Annotated in this window: 18 protein-coding genes; 15 read left to right on the forward strand and 3 right to left on the reverse strand. The window is 48.8% G+C overall.

The genetic code is table 11. The features are described 5' to 3' along the window. Positions 1–97: 97 nt before the first annotated feature. Positions 98–574 carry a C40 family peptidase gene (locus IEW11_RS13500; protein ID WP_188531576.1) on the reverse strand — a complete coding sequence of 159 codons (477 nt, stop codon included), beginning with the start codon at positions 572–574 and terminating at the stop codon, positions 98–100. A gap of 252 nt (positions 575–826) precedes the next feature. Continuing rightward, positions 827–988 (reverse strand): hypothetical protein, encoded by a 162-nt coding sequence (locus IEW11_RS13505; RefSeq protein ID WP_188531577.1) that lies wholly within the window; start codon positions 986–988, stop codon positions 827–829. A gap of 163 nt (positions 989–1151) precedes the next feature. On the opposite strand from IEW11_RS13505, the gene IEW11_RS13510 reads away from it, so the two are divergent. The 6 genes from IEW11_RS13510 (at position 1152) to IEW11_RS13535 (ending at position 6982) form a co-directional block, all read left to right on the forward strand. Continuing rightward, positions 1152–2051: a DMT family transporter gene (locus tag IEW11_RS13510; protein WP_188531578.1), complete on the forward strand. Its 900-nt coding sequence runs from the start codon at positions 1152–1154 to the stop codon at positions 2049–2051. A gap of 94 nt (positions 2052–2145) precedes the next feature. Then, positions 2146–2604 (forward strand): divergent PAP2 family protein, encoded by a 459-nt coding sequence (locus IEW11_RS13515; protein ID WP_188531579.1) that lies wholly within the window; start codon positions 2146–2148, stop codon positions 2602–2604. An 80-nt stretch (positions 2605–2684) separates the two neighbouring features. Then, positions 2685–4187 (forward strand): alpha-glucosidase/alpha-galactosidase, encoded by a 1503-nt coding sequence (locus IEW11_RS13520; RefSeq protein WP_188531580.1) that lies wholly within the window; start codon positions 2685–2687, stop codon positions 4185–4187. Between the two features lie 308 nt (positions 4188–4495). Further along, entirely contained in the window at positions 4496–4792 is a 297-nt protein-coding gene (locus IEW11_RS13525) for a DUF6509 family protein (protein ID WP_188531581.1), read from the forward strand. Positions 4793–4813: 21 nt separating this feature from the next. After that, positions 4814–5896, forward strand: coding sequence for a DNA alkylation repair protein (locus IEW11_RS13530; protein ID WP_188531582.1), 1083 nt, complete (start codon positions 4814–4816; stop codon positions 5894–5896). Positions 5897–6058: 162 nt separating this feature from the next. After that, positions 6059–6982, forward strand: coding sequence for a proline dehydrogenase family protein (locus IEW11_RS13535; protein ID WP_229725261.1), 924 nt, complete (start codon positions 6059–6061; stop codon positions 6980–6982). A 38-nt stretch (positions 6983–7020) separates the two neighbouring features. Here IEW11_RS13535 and IEW11_RS13540 read toward each other — a convergent pair whose 3' ends face one another. After that, positions 7021–7902: a sugar phosphate isomerase/epimerase family protein gene (locus IEW11_RS13540; RefSeq protein ID WP_188531583.1), complete on the reverse strand. Its 882-nt coding sequence runs from the start codon at positions 7900–7902 to the stop codon at positions 7021–7023. Between the two features lie 227 nt (positions 7903–8129). Here IEW11_RS13540 and IEW11_RS13545 point away from each other — a divergent pair, with 227 nt between their 5' ends. The 9 genes from IEW11_RS13545 to IEW11_RS13585 all read left to right on the forward strand — a co-directional run bounded on the left by IEW11_RS13545 (position 8130) and on the right by IEW11_RS13585 (position 17600). Next, positions 8130–8990: an AraC family transcriptional regulator gene (locus IEW11_RS13545; protein WP_188531584.1), complete on the forward strand. Its 861-nt coding sequence runs from the start codon at positions 8130–8132 to the stop codon at positions 8988–8990. A gap of 92 nt (positions 8991–9082) precedes the next feature. Next, a complete protein-coding gene (gene kduI, locus IEW11_RS13550) occupies positions 9083–9916 on the forward strand; it encodes a 5-dehydro-4-deoxy-D-glucuronate isomerase (protein ID WP_188531585.1) in 834 nt (277 codons plus the stop codon). A gap of 39 nt (positions 9917–9955) precedes the next feature. Continuing rightward, positions 9956–10711, forward strand: a complete 756-nt coding sequence (locus IEW11_RS13555; protein WP_188531586.1) for a DeoR/GlpR family DNA-binding transcription regulator — start codon at positions 9956–9958, stop codon at positions 10709–10711. Positions 10712–10849: 138 nt separating this feature from the next. Then, positions 10850–11605, forward strand: coding sequence for a 2-dehydro-3-deoxy-D-gluconate 5-dehydrogenase KduD (kduD, locus tag IEW11_RS13560; RefSeq protein WP_188531587.1), 756 nt, complete (start codon positions 10850–10852; stop codon positions 11603–11605). A 269-nt stretch (positions 11606–11874) separates the two neighbouring features. Further along, the gene (locus IEW11_RS13565) at positions 11875–13098 is read left to right on the forward strand and encodes an MFS transporter (protein WP_188531588.1); all 1224 of its coding nucleotides are present in this window, start codon (positions 11875–11877) and stop codon (positions 13096–13098) included. Between the two features lie 97 nt (positions 13099–13195). Beyond that, positions 13196–13780 (forward strand): hypothetical protein, encoded by a 585-nt coding sequence (locus tag IEW11_RS13570; RefSeq protein ID WP_188531589.1) that lies wholly within the window; start codon positions 13196–13198, stop codon positions 13778–13780. A gap of 275 nt (positions 13781–14055) precedes the next feature. Beyond that, positions 14056–14337 carry a co-chaperone GroES gene (gene groES / locus IEW11_RS13575; RefSeq protein WP_188531590.1) on the forward strand — a complete coding sequence of 94 codons (282 nt, stop codon included), beginning with the start codon at positions 14056–14058 and terminating at the stop codon, positions 14335–14337. Between the two features lie 75 nt (positions 14338–14412). Next, positions 14413–16050, forward strand: coding sequence for a chaperonin GroEL (gene groL, locus IEW11_RS13580; RefSeq protein ID WP_188531591.1), 1638 nt, complete (start codon positions 14413–14415; stop codon positions 16048–16050). Positions 16051–16673: 623 nt separating this feature from the next. Beyond that, positions 16674–17600 (forward strand): aminoglycoside phosphotransferase family protein, encoded by a 927-nt coding sequence (locus tag IEW11_RS13585; RefSeq protein WP_188531592.1) that lies wholly within the window; start codon positions 16674–16676, stop codon positions 17598–17600. Positions 17601–17678: the final 78 nt, after the last annotated feature.

The following is a 17678-nucleotide window of genomic DNA, read 5'->3' on the forward strand; positions in this document are numbered from 1 at the left end:
AAAAGGGAAAGAAGCGTTCGGGATGTCCGGACGCTTCTTTATGATGGCTAAAGGGCCATGTCACACCAAAAGATACATTCAATAAATTATGTATTTATTAAAGAACCCGGCGCGCTGTTACGTATTTGCTTTTCCAATAGCTTGAATTCATATTGGAGATGGCAATGCCCTGGCTGCTTGAACCGTGCAAAATTTTGTTGTTGCCTGCGTAGATTCCTACGTGACTGATACTTTTGCCATTCGTATTGAAGAATACGAGATCGCCTGTGCTTAAGTAACCTTTTGTAACTTTTACGCCTGCTTTAGCTTGCTCTGTAGTCGTTCTTGGAAGCTTGATATCATATTGTCTGAATATGAATTGTGTGAACGAAGAGCAATCAAACGCGGATGTGATACCGGCAGGTGCTCCGAAACGATAAGGCGTGCCCAGAAATTGTTTCCCTGTTTCAATGACCTCAAATTTTTTGGCTGGCGATGCTTCTGCTTGTGGTGTATATAGAGTAAGTGCCGATAGTCCGATGGTGGCGCACAGGCTCACGCTAACGATTTTCTTTAGGAAATTCTTGCTTCGCATTTCTATGTTGTCCCTCCATCTAGTGTTCTCGTTGTTACTAAAATTACTATAACACAGTTAAAAAGTGGCTAAATTAGCATATGAGAAGGCAAACCTACGTTTATACAAGAATATTCTTCTTTATGAGAATTTAATGAGAATTTTCTCATGCAGATTCGGAAATGAGAAAAAGTGGTAATAAATATAGTTGCACACAAAGAGAGGCGCCATGGCGCCTCTCTTGCTAGAATCATATGCGGTATTGTACCTAGACTATAAATGATCGCGGTTTACCTGTTCATTACGTATCATTTGCTCCAGCTTCTCGACCAGCTTGCCATGCTCAGCGGGCGGCTTCTTCATGCCGAAGAAGCTCCTGCGTTTCTCTTGCTTGAGCAGTTTGAGCATATAGAGCTTTTCCTTGGCAGTAAACATGTGCCGATCACCCCCATTTGTATTATTTACGTATGGCGCTGAAGTCCGTTTCGAACGAATTGATTACCCTATAGCTAATTCAATGGGACTGGCTTCCTCTTTTTCCCAATATTGTGTGTTAGAATTAGAAAAATGTGATTCGTTGAGATCGGAGTGAAGCGCTGTGGGTTACATACTGCTCCTGTTAGCTACTTTATCATGGAGCTTCGTCGGCATGTTAGTCAAAGCTGCATCCACAATGGTCGACAGCTCAGTCATTACGTTTGCAAGATTCTTCTTCGGCATCGTGTTTCTCGGCCTTTTCATGCTCCTTAAAGACGGACGGATCCAATTGCGGACGAAGCTGACGTGGATTTGGCTTGGAGCGCTCGGTAAAAGCATTAATTACCTGTTTGAAAATTTGGCGATATCGATTGGCTTTGCGTATGGAAACATTCTCGTTCCGCCGATCCAGACGGTGACGCTGCTGCTCATTTCAACCTTGTGGTTCAAAGAGCATATTTCAAGCCGGGGATGGATGGCTGCGGGCCTGTGTATCATGGGCGTGCTGTTTATCAGCTGGAACGGACAGCCGCTGGACATACTCTGGAGCGGGAACGGCTTGACGACACTGCTGTTTGCTTTATCCGGAATCGGTGCAGCGATCCATGTGTTAAGCCAAAAGATGCTCATTAAAGATATGGACACGGGAAACATGAATTTCTCTGTGTTCTTTTGGTGTTCCGTGCTGATGGCGATTCCGCTGCCGATTCAGTCGGAAGGATTTGTCGGTCCGATTACAGGAAGTGCATGGCTGGCTCTTATCGGATTAGGCTTAATTACGGGACTCAGCTTTTATTGGTTTGCGGAAGCGATCCGCCGGGTGCCGTTTGCGATGGCTGTCATTGTAGGCAACAGTATGGTGCTGTTCACGATTTTATGGTCCTTTCTGTTTCTTGAAGAATCCATCACCCGTTACATCATTATAGGAACGATTATTTTTCTAGCCGGTCTACTGCTGCTTAATCTTCCGTCAGGCAAGCCTGCGGCGGCCAAGAAGAAGCCCATAGAAAATGCGGTTTAGCAGCGGGATGTTTGCAAATAAATGGAATAAGTAAGAAGCGCTCCCCGGGGAACACTGATAACTGATCCTAAGCTGTGAAGGGAGCAAACTTCAGATGAACCGAGGACTTATTACTTCATTAATTGCGGTCGGAGCGGCGCAGCTGTTAAAAGTTCCGATCCAGTATGCTAAAACAAAGGAATGGAATCTGAAAAGGATGATCGAATCCGGCGGGATGCCCAGCTCGCATTCAAGCGGCGTATCCGCGCTCGCGGCCTATTCGGCCGTGAAGCATGGCTGCAAATCGCCTGAATTCGCCCTTTCCGCCTTGCTCGGCATCATTGTGATGTACGATGCGATGAACATTCGCAGGCATGCGGGAGAGATTGCGATTCAGGTCAACGATCTGGATGCGGATGTCGAGCAGTTAGCGGGTCATCATCCGGGCGTATACCATATAAGGCGAAAAATTAAACTAAAAGAAAGCTTGGGGCATCAGCCGGAGGAAGTGATCGCCGGGGCGCTGTTTGGAGCGGCTATCGGCGGAGTAAGCGCATGGACGGCCCGTACGTAATTTGGTAACGCTTCCGTGTGAGAGTTTGTTAAAATAGGTGGTAAGAAACATCTATAAACTCAAGCGGAGGGATGAAGAGAATGGCATTCAAAGTGACATTTATCGGAGCGGGAAGCATCGGTTTTACCCGCGGAATTTTACGTGATCTGCTGGCTGTACCGGAATTTGACGATATTGAAGTAGCTTTTACCGATATCAATGCGCACAATTTGGAGATGGTAACAGAGTTATGCCGCCGGGACATCAGCGAGAACGGGCTGTCCGTCCAGATCCAATCGACTACGGATCGAAGAGAAGCGTTGAAGGACGCCGACTATGTGCTCTGTACGATTCGTGTCGGGGGTCTTGAAGCCTTCGCTTCAGATGTGGATATTCCGCTCAAGTATGGCGTGGATCAGTGTGTCGGGGATACGCTTTGTGCCGGCGGGATTATGTACGGCCAGCGGGGCATTGCGGAAATGCTGAATATTTGCAAAGATATCCGCGAGGTCGCGGCACCGGATGTATTATTGCTGAATTATGCTAATCCGATGGCGATGATGACCTGGGCATGCAATAAATACGGCGGTGTGCGCACCATTGGATTATGCCATGGCGTGCAGCACGGACATCAACAGATTGCCGAAGCGTTCGGCTTGAAGCGGGAAGAAGTGGATATCATCTGCGCGGGTATTAATCATCAGACTTGGTACATCCAGATTCGTCACAGTGGAGTGGATCTGACAGGACAATTGCTCGAAGCATTCGAGAAGCATCCGGAATTTAAACGGACGGAAAAGGTGCGGATCGATATGCTGCGCCGTTTCGGTTATTATAGTACGGAATCAAACGGCCACCTAAGCGAATATGTGCCATGGTACCGGAAGCGCCCGGAAGAAATTAACGACTGGATTGATCTGGGGAGCTGGATTAACGGTGAAACAGGCGGCTACCTGCGCGTATGCACGGAAGGGCGCAATTGGTTTGAGACCGACTTTCCGAATTGGATGAAGGATCCGGCTTTGGTGTATACGCAAGAGAAGCGCAGCCATGAGCATGGCTCTTATATTATTGAAGCGCTCGAGACAGGCAGAGTGTATCGCGGTCATTTCAATGTCGTGAACAAAGGCGTAATCAGTAATCTTCCGGATGACGCGGTGATTGAAGCGCCAGGTTATGTCGACCGTAACGGTATATCCATGCCGCATGTCGGGGAGCTTCCGCTTGGTCCTGCCGCGGTGTGTAATGTTAGCATTTCGGTACAGCGGCTGGCCGTTGAAGCGGCTGTTCACGGAGATGACCGATTGCTTCGACAGGCGTTTATGATGGATCCTCTAGTCGGCGCGGTGTGTAATCCGAACGAAATATGGCAAATGGTCGATGAGATGCTGGTTGCTCAGGAGCAATGGCTGCCGCAATACGGTACAGCGATTGCTGAGGCCAAGGAACGGATTGAAGCAGGCAATCTGATTCCAACCCGGGATTATAAAGGTGCCGCACGCTTGAAGGTCAAGACGGTGGAAGAGATGCAGCGGGATCGTGAAGCGGCAAATAAAAATGCCGGCGAGGCAGATAAAGGAAAAGATCGCGCGGCACAGGTTTGAATGAAGTAGGTTGAAAGGGGTCTCCGCCATAAACAAATGGCAAGAGAGCGATTGAAGAGTGAAGAAGGCCGCAGTTGACCGAAGACGAGAAATGGCGCCACAGATAGGAGACCTGTGACGCCATTTTTACTGTTTTAGAGGTGCCTATCAAGCTTCAATATCTCATTGAAGATCCCTTTTGGGACAGCCTCTTACATGCTCCATCCGCCGCGTTATGATGGCTTTCACGCTTGAGACAGCGCCAGTTATTTCTGCTTGGCCGGCTTTTCTTGTATAATAAGGTTTAGCGATTTTGAAAGGATGATAACATGGTAACGATTACGGCTTACAGCGTGGAATTCATAAAGGATCCCTTCGGTATTTTAACCGGAGAGCGATATGAGTTTATCCTTGATCTTGAAGTGGATGAGGATGACGAATTGTACTCGGAGAAGGGATTGTACGTCAAGGTTATTTATAGGGTTGATGAGAGTACTTCGGAGATCGTAAAGTATGATATTTACGAAAGAACGACGGAAAGATATTTGGAGTTTGATTTTGAAGAAGAGGAATTAGAAGCGATAGCCGCTTTTTGTAAGGAACACTGGCAGGGAGCGAAACTCTAAGAGCTGGAAGAGGGGCACGAGATGGCGGAATTGATTAAGGACGTGTTCACAGGCGGCTTTATTAACGAATTGGGTACACGGATGCAGCAAGCGTATCCCCCGTTTCGACCTGCTGATTTTCATGCCGCGGTTCGGGGAGAGGGCTGGGACGAAGCGGCCTTCAAACAACGGATCCGGATCATTTCGCTCGCGTTAGCGGAGCAGCTGCCGGAATCGTTTCCGGAGGCCGTGGAAGTAATCAAGGAGGCATCTGTCTTTTTTCATGGGCTGCCTCATCTGGTGTTTCCCGATTACGTGGAATTAAAGGGATTGGAACATCCGGAAGAAGCGATCCAGGCGCTTTCTTTTCTTACACCAGGCAGCAGCTCGGAGTTTGCGGTGCGGCCATTCATTCTTCGTTATCCGAAGCGGATGTTCGAGCAGCTCCGGCAATGGAGCGCAAGCGACAACGAGCATGTCCGGCGGCTGGCAAGCGAGGGCTGCCGTCCCCGTCTGCCATGGGCAATGAGTCTGCAGCCGCTTAAGAAGGACCCGTCGCCGATTCTGGCGGTGCTGTCCGCTTTGAAGGAAGATCCATCCTTATATGTGCGCAAGAGCGTCGCTAATAACCTCAATGACATTTCCAAGGACCATCCCGAGCTCGTGCTCAATCTGGCACGCCAGTGGTGGGGAAAGAACCCGTTTACGGATTGGATTATCCGGCATGGCTGCCGGACGTTATTGAAGCAATGCCATCCGGACGCCCTGCTTTTTTTCGGCTTTCACACGCCGCAGGGAATTATCGTGGAGAAGTTTGCCGCTGCCCCTGATGCGATCCGGATGGGGGAAGAGATTCATTTCATCTTTGATATTGTCAATGATTCAGGGCAGCTGCAAAAGCTGCGTATCGAATATGGCATTGACTTTGTGAAGGCTAACGGCGGTCTCAGCCGCAAGCTGTTCAAATTGTCTGAGAAAGGCTATGGGCCGGGGCGTACGTCCTTAAAGGGCAAGCACTCCTTTCAATTCATTACAACCCGCAAGTATTATCCGGGCGAGCATCGCATAACATTAATTATTAATGGCGAAGAAGTCGCGGGTAGCACATTCCTCGTATCGATATAACCGGATGCAAGACTGCTAAGGACGCTAAGGACGCCTCCTCTTGGTGCGGAACACAGACAAGACCTGTCATGTTTCGCGCCCAAGAGCGAGGCGTTTAGTATGTTCGCGCCATCTTCATTATATATATATAACATATAACGGATCGACGAGAGAAAAGTGGTGATGAGCATGCCGATCATGCGTAATATGCTTCTGTATTTGTCCAAAAATCAAATGGCGAACAGAGCGGCCAAGAAATACGGCCTGCGTTTTGGCGCGGAACGTTTTGTTGCCGGCGAGACGCTGGATACGGCTTTGGTGAAAGTACGCGAATTGAATGACAAAGGCATTCTGGCGACGCTTGATCATCTGGGTGAATATGTCGCTGGGAGCGAGGAGGCGGCGGCATTGGCGGCGGACGTCGTAAAGGCGCTCGAAGCGATTAAAGATTCCGGAGTGAGGGCAAACGTATCGGTGAAGCTCACGCAGCTAGGCCTCGACATCTCCTATGAGAAGTGCCTGTACAACATGAGAGGAATTGTTGCCAAGGCGAAAAGGCTCGGGAACTTTGTGCGCATCGATATGGAGGATTACAGCCACAATGAGCAGGCGATCGCTATGTTTGAGCAGCTGCATTCGACGTATGGCCCTTATGTCGGCATCGTGCTGCAGGCGTATTTATACAAGACGGAATCTGATATGGTGAGGCTGCGTCCACTCGCCCCGAACTTTCGGCTGGTTAAAGGCGCCTATAAAGAGCCTCCGGAGGTGGCGTTTCCGAAAAAAGCCGACGTGGACCGCAATTTTATCCTGTTGATCGAAAAACAGCTAAAGCATGGCCATTATGCAGCGATTGCCACTCATGATGAACGAATTATCGAGCACAGCAAGGCATACGCCGCGGCCCAGCGCATTCCCAAGACACAATTCGAATTTCAGATGCTGTACGGGATACGTCCCCAGCTTCAGCAAAAACTTGCAGAGGAAGGGTACACGATGCGTGTTTACGTTCCATACGGGAGGGATTGGTACGGGTATTTCATGCGAAGGATGGCGGAGCGCCCGGAGAATGTTAAGTTTGTGGTCAAATCGATGTTTAAAAAATAAGGCATGGGGCGCCCGTGTGCACCATGCCTGGTATGCCCTTATTTATACTTTTTTATAAATTCAACCGCCTTGCGAATGTCGACATCGGGCTGTGCGCCGACCTCGCGCTCGATCGTCAGATAGCCTGTATAACCAATTTCCTGTATAGCGGCAAAATAAGCGTCGAAATCGACCTGTCCCTCGCCTAGCGGAACTTCAAGGAAGGCAGCCCCTGACGAAGCCATCTCAGCGATTTTCTCATGGCTCATGCCTTCACCTTCATAACCTAAAAATCCATACACGTCACGAGGATCAATCGGCCGAATCTGTCTGCCGTCCTTGACGTGTGTATGTACGATGTAATCCTTGAGCGTGATGATTCCCTGCACGGGATCGTCGCCTGTTACCATAACCATATTGGCCGGGTCGAAATTAACGGAAACGCCGTTCGTGCTCAAGGAGTCCAAGAACGACTTCAAGTGCGCGGCGCGCTCAGGCCCGGTCTCGATGGCGAAGTAAGCATCCATGCTTTTGGCATAACGGCCGAGCTCGTCGCAGGCAAGGTGCATTGCCTCGTAGATCTCGCTGTTCTTGTCGCCTGGCACGATGCCGATATGCGTGGTGACAATATTTGTACCCAGCTCAACGGCAAGGTCGAGGATCCGCTTGGACTTCTCCACTTTCTCCGGATTGCCCCGCCGATCCTGAAAGCCATGTCCTCCTAAGTCCCCGCACAATGCTGAGATCTCCAAGCCCAGGTCCTCGATATAGCTGCGGAGCTCACGTCTTTTATCCGGCGTCAGATTGGCAGGGTCCATTTCACCGGAAACCGCATAGATCTGCACACCGTCCGCTCCCACTTCCTTCGCCTTTTTCAAGCCTTCCATGACGCCGATGCCGAAGCTATCCACGATAACGCCAATTTTATTGGATAATGTCAATGAAATAACCCCTTTCAAAAATGCGTACTGGTTTTAACATAACATTAGATCGTAATTAGGAGAATGAACAGTATAACTATAGTCATGGATTATATGTTTATTTTATCCAAGAGGAACATCATTATTGTGTTATGATGATGACGAAAGGATCCTAATGAATTATTACATATAGAACAAAGTTTATAGAATTGAGCGGGTCCATGAAATGGAGGGGGGAGTTTGCGGATATGACACGGATTATGGATGATATGATTAGTTCTTATCCGATTCGTCTGATCGGTGCGAATGTCGATCGCAGCAGGCTGCGGGTCAAGACGCTGCAGCTTGTAAGCGCCGGCCATTTGCCGGGAAGAACGCTGCAAAGAAAGGATGCCGTGTTTGAACGATGGGCGTTTGTCTACATTACAGGCGGCCAGGGATATTATCAGGTGAATAAGGAACCAAGAAAAACGGTGGAGGCAGGCTCCTTATTTTGTCTATATCCGGGTGCGGTCTTTCAATATGGTTCGGATGACGGCGGTTATTGGGACGAGTATTATTTCACGGTTGAAGGAACGCGCGTTCAGGAGTGGCTCGACGGGTGGTCCATACAGCCGGACAGCGTGATGAGCGTTGGCTGCGACGATTCCTATTTTAGCAGAATGGAGATGTTATTCTCGCTCATGGAAAGCGGCACACCGGTTCATCTGGACCGTGCGGCGCTTCTGTTGGAATCGTTTCTGTACGAGCTTACCCATAAATTGCACACTGCCGAATCCCGGAATCGGACAGGCGCGCATCACCATATCATCGATGATCTTTCTAACTCTGTGTATGATTCGATTGCACCGTCGGACTTTGCGGCGAGGCACCATATCTCACTCTCAACGCTTAGGAGAATCGTCTATTTCTGCACGGGTTACCCGCTCAATGAATTTATTCATCGGTTAAAGGCTGCGGAAGCAAAAAGAATACTACTCAATACAGATGACAGCGTGAAGGAAATCAGCAGCCGTTTGGGTTATAACGATGTTTTCTATTTCTCTCGGCTGTTCAAAAAATATGTGGGGGTTGCACCCAAAATCTTCCGCCGGCAAATCGGCTTGTAGCTTTCCGTAATACCGAAAAAGTTCTTTTATGTTCGAAAATGTGGTGTTATAATGAATTCAAACAAATTCGAACTAATAGGAGGCTGTCTATTATGGAACTGCGTCACGCGACAAACCCGACCGATTTTAAAGCCTATACAACGGAAAGGCTGAGAAAAGATTTCTTGATCGAAAACTTGTTCCAGGAAGGACAAGTCTCGATGGTATATACCCATTACGACCGAATGGTCGTCGGCGGTGCGGTGCCGGTGAAGGAGCCTTTGGAGATTGAAGCGGCTGCGACGCTTAAAACGGAGTATTTTCTGGAGCGCAGAGAGGCAGGCTTCCTGAATATCGGTGAAGGGGAAGCGGTGATTACAGCCGATGGCGAGACCTATGAATTGGGTAAGCTGGACGTATTATATGTAGGTAAAGGTACTCAAAAGGTAACGCTGGCAAGCAAGGATAGCTCAAGCCCAGCCAAAATCTACTTTTGCTCCTCCCTGGCTCATGCGGCACTGCCGAACAAGAAGCTTGCGATTAGCGATGCGACTCCAAACCATATGGGCTCGACTGAAACGTCGAATGAACGGACGATTTATCAGTACATTCATGCCGACGGCATTCAAAGCTGCCAATTGATGCTGGGGGTTACCCTGTTCAAGCCGGGCAGTGTATGGAATACGATGCCGGCCCATGTGCACGACCGTCGGATGGAAGCGTACCTGTATTTTGATATGAAACCGGAAACCCGGGTGATGCATTTCATGGGTGAGCCTTCCGAGACAAGGCATCTTGTGGTGGCCAATGAACAAGCGATCATCTCGCCGCCATGGTCGATCCATTCCGGAGCGGGCACAAGCAGCTATTCATTCTGCTGGTCGATGGCGGGAGAGAACTATACGTTCAAGGATATGGATTTCATCGCCATGGATGCGTTAAAATAGCGGCATGAAGCTTTAAAGCTGCGACAAGGGGGAACATTCATGCTGGCTGCACAGCGTCACCGTCATATTATTGAACGACTGGAACGGGACGGAAGCGTCAAAGTATCCGAGCTTAGTGAATGGTTCCAGGTCACGGAGAAGACAGTTCGCGAAGATCTCGAAAAGCTGGAGGAAAAAGGGCTGCTCAAACGGATTCATGGCGGAGCCGTCCTTGAAGCCGAGGGGGAGGATAGCCTCCTGCCGCTGCAAATTCCGAATGTGAGGCGAGGGAGTGAGAAAGCCGCGATTGCCGAGCGGGCGCTGCAATTGATCGAGCCGGGCGATATTATCGCTTTGGATGCAGGCAGCACCACGCTGGAAATTGCCAAAAAACTTAAAAATATGCCGCTTACGGTATTAACGAACGATCTGCTCATCATCCGCGAGCTGATCGCCAAGGAGCAGATCCGCTTGGTTGTGCCGGGCGGATATCGGCAGAACAATCTATTGATCGGCAGCGGCGATCAGGAATGGATCAGCCGTCTCAATGTGCACAAGCTGTTCTTGTCCACGACTGGCATCCATGTGGAATATGGATTGACGATCTTCACTGAAGAGCTGGCCAAGCTGAAAAAGCTGTATATGGCGAATGCAAAGCGCATTTACTGTGTGGCGGATCACAGCAAATTCGATAAAGGCGCCTTAATTACGTTTGCCGGATTAGAGGATGTGGACTGCATCATCACCGACAACGGCCTGGATGCCGAAATTGCGGCGAAGTATCAAGCGCACTTGGCGCAGCTGATTCAGGCTTGATCTAATCTTATAATACGACTAAAGCGCAGATAGCGGATTCATGCTGGAGAAGCGACGGCGATCGGAAGCATGAACCGGATCTCGTAGCGATCTACTCACTGTATTAGCGGTTTATTCAATTATTCAAGGAGGCTAACGATGAGCCAGTTTGATTTGTCGGGGAAAACAGCCGTCGTGACAGGAGCAGGACGCGGCTTGGGCAAAGCGATCGCACTGGGACTGGCAGAGGCGGGAGCGGATGTCGTGCTCGTCACCAACCGTTCGTCAGCGGATGATGTGAAGCGCGAGATTGAAGCGCTCGGAAGACGCGCATTAGCGGTTCAAGCCGATGTGGGAGACCGCAGTCAACTGCCGGGTATTATAGAGCAGGCGTTACAGCATTTTGGCAGGATTGATATCCTAGTTAATAATGCGGGCATCATCCGCCGCACGCCTGCCGTTGATCATGCCTATACGGATTGGCAGGAGGTGCTGGATGTCAACTTGAATTCGGTTTTTACCTTATGCCAATTAGCGGGTAAAGAAATGATCAGGCAAGGCTCCGGCAAGATTATCAATATCGCTTCGATGTTGTCCTTTCAAGGGGGCATCACAGTGCCTGGCTATACTGCCAGCAAGCATGCTGTAGCCGGATTGACGAAAGCGCTGGCTAATGAATGGGCCTCCAAGGGCATTCAAGTGAACGCGATCGCGCCTGGTTATATGAGCACGGATAATACGGAAGCGCTCCGTGATGATCCGGTTCGAAGCAAACAGATATTGGAGAGAATTCCGGCGGGCCGTTGGGGGGAACTGCAGGACATGAAAGGTCCGGCTGTATTCCTGGCATCCTCCGCAGCAGATTATATGAACGGGCATATCTTATGTGTAGATGGAGGCTGGATGGTCAGATAGCCTTCACTTATACATCCCGGCTGATACAGCCGCTTTTGAAATAACAAGATTATCCTGCTGCCCAGCCGGATCCGATCTTGTTATTTCTTTACTATGAACCCGCTTCTCAGGAAGAACGGGTTAGAAATGTATATGCTGAATGCCAGAGATCGGCAATTATGGGGCAGCATGCTGTTTTTTCGGATAATCCGACGGATCCATAACGTTATCGCTCATAAGCGGTGTGATAAGATAATCTTGTCAATCAATATGGTTGCAGGGGGAATGAAATGGGGTTATCTGCAAGGTGGTCTTGGCTAAGAGGAACGCCTGTACCGCCGGAACGCAGGCTGTCGGGTGAAGCGGTCATATCGCTTGTTATTCACGGTTGTTTTCAGTTCGGGGCCTCGATGTCAGCGCTGTTCCTTAACCTTTATTTATGGCGGTTGACAGAGGATTTATGGGTGAACGGAATGTACAATGCCATCGTTTATTTCATCACCCCGTTTGCTTTTGCATTAGGCGGCTGGATTGCCAAGAAGAAGGATCGGATGTTGACTTACCGGCTTGGTATCGTCCTGATCGCTTTATTTTATTTGGTCGTCATATTATCACAAGAAAGAGTAGCCGAACACTTCATCGCGTTTGCAATATTCAGCGGATTGGCCCAAGGCTTTTATTGGATGGGATATCTCGTATTGATGTATGATGTGTCCAGTGATACGAACCGCATCCGATTCCTGGCGATTAATATGATGGTGTTTAACGCAGCGGGGCTTGCAGGGCCTGCTTTGGCCGGGTACGTAATCTCGCTGAACGAAGGGCTGCAAGGATATATGATTACGTTTACAATCGCGTTTATCATGTTCTTGGTCGCTTCATTTATCAGCTTCCGGATCCCAATGGTGAATTCTCACCATAAAGCGTATTATTTAAAATTCGTCGGTTTGCTGATGCGAAGAAATCATTTATGGGTAAAGGCGCTGATTGGTTTCTTCGTGCTTGGTCTTCTGCAGGGAATCATGCTGTTCCTGCCCAACATTCTGCTGTTTCAAACGGTCGGCAGAGAGGATTGGGTCGGTTATTTCGGTGTGATGTTCGCTTTTCTTACCGTCGGTACCGGTTATATGATCTCCCGCAAAGCAAAAGAGCAATACGCCCGCAGTTATGTGCTTACGTCATCGGTTGGGGTCATTTGCGGGGCGTCTGTCCTGATGCTGGATATCCGGCTTTGGACGGTCGTCACTTTTATGGTTGTTTACTCACTGTGCAATCCGCTGACGGTCAACACTTTAACCTCATATTACTATCGGATTATGGGGGAGCTCCCGCTCAAAGGGCAGCTTCGCATCGAATCCGTCGTTATGCGAGAGGTCTTTCTGAATGCCGGACGCGTCCTGTCGATTTTGCTGCTGCTTGTATTGGCTCAGGATCTCGAGTCCGCAAAAATACCGTTCGTGCTGTTCGCGGCCGCTCTGATTCAGTTGAACCTCGTGTGGCTTATTAAAAGGTAGTCCGAATAATCAGCCATGTGAGGAATGGCTGAGTGTTTCGCTTCGGGCACTTTGGGTTACATACATAGTGGACTGTAAAAAATGAAGGTGTGATAGGATGAAAAAGTTTTTCCGGCGGTTAATCATTTTTGTTATTATATTGGTTATATTAGTGGTATTGGCGGGCTGGGGATTAACCCGGTATGTCGCGCCCCGGGAGCAATTGGATTTGAATGCGGCTCCGCTTGATCTGCGGCAAAAAGCGACCGATATGGCGCTTCAGATGAATCCGGAGCTTACACTCACGGAAGAGGATATTAACAACCTGATCAAAAGCCACTTGGGCGATAATCGCATGCTCGCACCGGATGTCCGGTTGGATGGGGCGAGGTTCGAGCTGCAAAGCGACGTGCTGACCGCTCATGTGAATGTTACCTATATGGGACAAATAGAAGCAGCCGCGGTTGCCGAATACCGGTTGGTATGGGAAAAGCCGAATTTGCGGGCCGTTCCGGAGCGATTGGCGATCCGCGACATTCCGCTTCCTGCAGACGGGATGCAGGAGCTGGTCATTCCTTTGGGAAGCCAACTTCCGGAAATGCTTGAGGTTCGCGGGGTATATTTTGACCCGGACCGGATTCGTATCGCTTTTCAGGCCAATTTACCGGACATGCAGGATCTGTTAGGCCAGCTTAAAAAATAGCGAATGGGAAAATTCATAGCTTACACGATAAGTCTAATGCTGTTATAAATAATCGGTTTATGGCGAGAATGGATAGAGGAATGCCTCTATCCATTCTTTTCGTTGCAGCATGAATTCCCCCCGCTATCCCATGTTGTAAAATTTCATGAATTCAGAACGAAAAGACTTGAAATATTTGCTCAAAATGAGTATTATAAAAATGGTTATTAGCACTAGACCTCATCGAGTGCTAATAAAAAAATAAGGATCAAATTTCAGAAGGAGGCTATTTTTTCATGATCAGACCTTTAGGTGAACGCGTATTGATCGAGCCGATCGCGAAAGAGGAGACGACCGCTAGCGGTATCGTGCTGCCAGACACAGCAAAAGAAAAGCCGCAAGAAGGCAAAGTTATTGCTGTAGGTAAAGGTACGCAAAAGGACGGCGTTTTCGTAGCTTTGGAAGTGAAAGAGGGCGACCGCGTCATTTTCTCCAAATACGCTGGCACAGAAATCAAATACGAAGGAAAAGAGTATTTGATTATGAAGGAAAGCGATATTCACGCGATCTTGGGATAAGCCCACGTTTTGAAACCCATATATAATGTTATTTCTTACTTAACTCGTTTCAAAATCTAAGGAGGTTATCAAGCCATGGCTAAAGATATCAAGTTTAGTGAAGACGCTCGCCGCTCAATGCTGCGCGGGGTTGATGCACTTGCGAACGCAGTAAAAGTAACACTCGGTCCTAAAGGCCGTAACGTTGTATTGGAGAAAAAATTCGGAAGCCCGCTCATCACCAATGACGGTGTTTCTATCGCCAAAGAAATCGAACTCGAAGATGCATTCGAGAACATGGGCGCACAGCTTGTTAAAGAAGTTGCGACCAAAACAAACGACGTTGCCGGTGACGGAACGACTACAGCTACTGTACTTGCTCAAGCGATGATTCGCGAAGGCTTGAAAAACGTAACTGCAGGCGCTAACCCGATGGTTATCCGCAAAGGGATCGAAAAAGCGGTAAGAGCAGCTGTTGAAGAGCTGAAAAATATCGCAAAACCGATCGAAGGCAAACAATCGATCGCTCAAGTTGCTGCCATTTCCTCCGCTGACGATGAAGTCGGCCAATTGATCGCTGAAGCGATGGAGAAAGTCGGCAACGACGGCGTTATTACGGTTGAAGAATCGAAAGGCTTCGTTACTGAGCTTGAAGTCGTGGAAGGTATGCAGTTCGACCGCGGCTACATCTCTCCTTACATGATTACTGATACGGATAAAATGGAAGCCGTTCTGGACAATCCATACATCCTGATCACAGATAAGAAAATCACGAACATCCAAGAAATTCTGCCTGTATTGGAGAAAGTCGTTCAATCCGGCAAACAGCTTCTGATCATTGCAGAAGACATCGAAGGCGAAGCATTGGCGACTCTGGTAGTCAACAAGCTGCGCGGCACATTCACTTGCGTAGGCGTAAAAGCTCCTGGCTTTGGCGACCGCCGCAAAGCAATGCTGCAGGATCTTGCTGCTCTGACTGGCGGCCAAGTGATCACTGAAGAGCTCGGTCTTGAGCTGAAATCGACAACTGTCGAGCAGCTTGGTTCCGCTCGTCAAGTTCGCGTAACGAAAGAAAACACGATCGTAGTAGACGGAAGCGGCAACTCCGCTGACATCGTTGCTCGCGTGAACCAAATTAAAGCGCAATTGGAAGAAACAACTTCCGAATTCGACCGTGAGAAGCTGCAAGAGCGTCTTGCCAAATTGGCAGGCGGCGTAGCGGTAATCAAAGTCGGCGCTGCGACTGAAACTGAATTGAAAGAGCGCAAGCTGCGCATCGAAGACGCCCTGAACTCCACTCGCGCTGCGGTTGAGGAAGGTATCGTATCCGGTGGCGGTACTGCACTCGTGAACGTATACAAAGCGGTAGCTGCAGTAAACACGACTGGCGACGAGCAAACTGGCGTCAACATCGTGCTGCGCGCCCTCGAAGAGCCAGTTCGCACAATCGCTGCGAATGCGGGTCAAGAAGGCTCCGTTATCGTTGAACGTCTGAAATCCGAGAAAATCGGTATTGGTTACAATGCAGCTACAGGCGACTGGGTGGACATGTTCGAAGCGGGTATCGTTGACCCTGCGAAAGTAACGCGTTCCGCGCTGCAAAACGCAGCATCCGTTGCGGCTATGTTCCTGACAACCGAAGCGGTTGTTGCCGACAAACCGGAAAAAGACAAACCAGGCATGCCTGATATGGGCGGCATGGGTGGCATGGGCGGAATGGGCGGCATGATGTAATATGAGGGCTGAGCCCTTGCGCAGCAAGGGCTTCTCCTCGGGGCAACACTGATTGCCCACATTTTGCCCACATTGTGTAAAAGAAGACACCTTAGAGAAAACGGGATTTACGTCCCGTGTTTCTCTAAGGTGTCTTTTTGCGTAATATCAGAGATGTCTTTATAATGTGAAAAATATCTGCTTCAAGAAGGCAAGGACTAGACGAACGGGCAGTTAAGTGTAGCTCGAACCGAAACCCAATTTCTAACATTGACCACTTCCCTAAAACACCTTATTATGGTAACAAATAGTGAGGGTGGGATATGTGCAGTGATGATGATGGCTGTGTTTCTGACAGAGGTTAAAGGTTAATATTAACCGAATAACGTACGTGCGTGATTAAAGCACTCAGCTGCTTATAGTTGGGTTAGGTTTGCTTTGTCTCGTTCGTGCCACCTCTCATGAACACCATCACTGCTTTCGTAATGAATGAGCGAGACAAAGTATTTATTTTGTTTCGACTTTGCTACGTTTGAAGAGCCGTGAGTGAACAATTGTTCATTCACGGCTTTTCTCTGTTCGAGCACTCTTGTAATTGTTTTTGCTGAACTCAAACTATACTTTAATAAACGGGAGATGGAACGATGACAGCATACGAGAAACCTAGTTTGGACATGAGAGAAATCGAAACCGTATTACTGAAACATCTCGGACCCGGTGCGGCTGAAATTACGCCAATGGCCGGCGGCAACTTGAGCAGCGTGTTTTCCTTCGTTCACGAAGGCAAAGGTTATGTCGTGAAATTTAGCGATCTGGAAGGAGCGTACGAGACGGAAAGCTATGTCTCTGACTTGTTGTCTGGTCAGGATATCCCTTTTCCAAAATGTTTCGCGCTGGGGAAAACCGGCCGGTTGGCCTACATGATCTTGAAAAGGATGGACGGACGAAATCTAAGCGATTACACGGCAGAGGAACAGGTTCGTCAATTACCGGAACTTATCGGCATCTTGACCAAGTTGGCAGCTGTGGACATCAGGGCAACGAACGGGTACGGGTGGATCGGGTCTGACGGTAATGGAGTTTACGATTCTTGGAAGGAATTCGTCGTTGCCTTCAATGCGGAAGATCAGACGGGGACGTTCTGGGAGAACTGGTACGACCTGTATCGAACGTCTTGCTTGGAGAGAGACGTATTCGAAGAAATCTATAACCGCTTGTTGGCCTATGTACCGTATAATGAACTGCACAGGGGCTTTATCCACGGGGATTTCCACCAGTGGAATATTTTGTCCGACGGCACACGGATCACCGGTATCATCGATGGGAATTGCCTATATGGCGACTCTCTCGTGGATCTTGCAATTCTCGATCGACATATGCCGTCGAGTGGCGTCATTCAGGCGTATCAAGACTATCAAGCGAAAGTTGGAATCTCAATTCCTTATTTTAAGGAGAGGCTACTCGGCGCCTATTATTTCAAGGGACTCGATGGACTTCGATTTTACGCTAAAATGGGATGGAGTGACGCCTATAAAGGCACGCGACATTTTCTTCTAAATCTGAAAGCTTGACGGACCCCTGAAACCCTTGGATATAAGGATTTCTGAATAATTTGCTAACAAAATGCTAAGATGGGTTAAAAAAAATGA

It is taken from the genome of Paenibacillus abyssi (assembly GCF_014640295.1).
Classification (GTDB): domain Bacteria; phylum Bacillota; class Bacilli; order Paenibacillales; family Paenibacillaceae; genus Paenibacillus_D; species Paenibacillus_D abyssi.